General features: G+C 68.9%; 3 protein-coding genes. All 3 read left to right on the plus strand.

What is annotated here, in order from left to right; translation table 11 throughout:
* Positions 1–451 (plus strand): SPOR domain-containing protein (locus AC1DOC_RS31280; protein WP_478131287.1); only part of this gene is annotated, 451 nt, incomplete at its 5' end.
* Between the two features lie 142 nt (positions 452–593).
* Positions 594–1,241, plus strand: coding sequence for a thiol:disulfide interchange protein DsbA/DsbL (locus tag AC1DOC_RS31285; protein WP_012745626.1), 648 nt, complete (start codon positions 594–596; stop codon positions 1,239–1,241).
* A 194-nt stretch (positions 1,242–1,435) separates the two neighbouring features.
* Positions 1,436–2,023 (plus strand): lipopolysaccharide transport periplasmic protein LptA (lptA, locus tag AC1DOC_RS31290; protein WP_478131288.1); only part of this gene is annotated, 588 nt, incomplete at its 3' end.

Here is a 2,023-nt window from a genome sequence, read left to right on the forward strand (position 1 = left end):
GCCTGGCACGGCCCCGCCGCCCGCGCCGCCGGTGCCGGTGGTGGTGGCTCCGAAACCCGCGCGCCCGGCCCCGGTGCCGGCCGAGGCCAATTCCCTGCCGCCGTCGAACGATCCGCTCGGCGACCTGGCCCGCGCGCGCGCCGGCGGCAGCAGTGGCAGCACCACCACGGCCTCCGCCGCGCCCAGCAGCAACAGCGCGGCGGCGGGTGCCGATCCGTTCATGTACTTCGTGCAGGCGGGCGCCTTCCGCACCACCGACGACGCCGAGGCCCAGCGCGCCAAGCTGTCGCTGATGGGTGTCGAGGCCCGGGTCACCGAGCGCGAGCAGGCCGGCCGCACGGTCTACCGGGTGCGCGCGGGCCCGTTCAACAAGAAGGACGAGGCCGATCGCCTGAAGGAGCGGCTCGACAGCGGCGGCCTCGAATCGGCACTCGTGCGCGTGCAGCGCTGAGCCAGCCGGCAGGCGCCGCGGATATTCTTTAAGCTTCGCCGCGGCATGGGCCGCCGCCAGGATCGCCCTGGGCATGCCGCAAGCGGGAACTCCGCGCGGCGCGCCGGCTCAGTCTGCCGTACCCAACAGGAGAACTCTTTCAATGAAACGTCGTGACTTTTCGCTGGCCGCCACCTCGCTGGGCCTGCTTTCGCTGGCTGGCAACACCGCACACGCCCAGGCGCGCGCGCCCAAGGCCGGCACCGAGTACCTGGTGCTCGACAAGCGCGTGCCGGTCGACGCGCCGGCGGGCAAGGTCGAGGTGATCGAGTTCTTCTCGTACAACTGCCCGCACTGCAACGACTTCGAGCCGCAGCTGGAAGCCTGGCTCAAGACGGTGCCCAAGGAAGTGGCGTTCCGCCGCGTGCCCGTGCCCTTCGTGGGCAACGACGTCGAGGCCAAGCAGCGCCTGTACTACGCGCTCGAAGCCATGGGCAAGGTCGATGAATTCCAGCCGAAGGTCTTCGACGCCATCCACAAGCAGCGCCAGAACGTGAACGGCGACGCCAACATCATTGCCTGGGCCGGGGCCAACGGCCTGGACGGCGCCAAGTTCAAGGAAGTCTTCACCTCCTTCGGCGTGGCCAGCAAGGCCAAGCGCGCCGCGCAGCTGACCGACGCCTACAAGGTGGCCGGCGTGCCGGCGCTGGCAGTGAACGGGCGCTGGTACGTGGACGGCGAACTGGCCGGCAACATGACCAAGGCGCTGCAGGTCACCAACTACCTGATCGGCGAAGCGAAAAAGGGCTAACCCCCAGGCTGCGCGGCACTTCGTGTCCGCTGCGCCCACCCCCTTGCAGGGGCGGCACCTGCGGCCCGGCAAAGCCGGTTCCGCGGTGTCTCCCGATGGGGACACCGGCCCGCTTCGGCGGGCCTTTTTCATCGGCGTTGGTGGCTGGTGCTGATCCGCCGCATACAATGGTTCAGAGCAAGTTTCGTGCCTCTATGACATTGCCCTCCTATCCCCACACCACCCCCTTCGTTCGCCGAATCCGCCGCCTGGCCGCCGGCGCGCTGCTGCTGGCCGGCCTGGCCTCGGGCGCGCTGGCCGAGACCGCCGACCGCAGCAAGCCGATGAACATCGAATCCGATGCGATGCGCTACGACGACCTCAAGCAGACGAGCGTGTTCACGGGCAACGTGCTGGTCACCAAGGGCACGATCATCATCCGCGGCGCGCGCATCGACGTGCGCCAGGACGCCGAGGGCTACCAGTACGGCGTGGTCACGGCGGCGCCCGGCAAAAGGGCCTACTACAAGCAGAAGCGCAATGCGCCCGACGAGTGGATCGAGGGCGAATCCGAGGTCATCGAATACGACAGCCGCGCCGACAACGTCAAGTTCATCCGCAATGCCGTCATGCGCCGGCTGATCGGCGCCACGCCCAACGACGAGAGCACCGGCGCGCTCATCGTCTACGACCAGAGCAACGACACCTACACGGTCAACGGTTCCACCGTGCCGCCCAACACGGGCGTGAACGCACCGCCAGGCGGACGCGTGCGGACCATCCTCACGCCCAAGAGCGCCACC

This window comes from Variovorax sp. 01T439_2 (assembly GCF_056398445.1).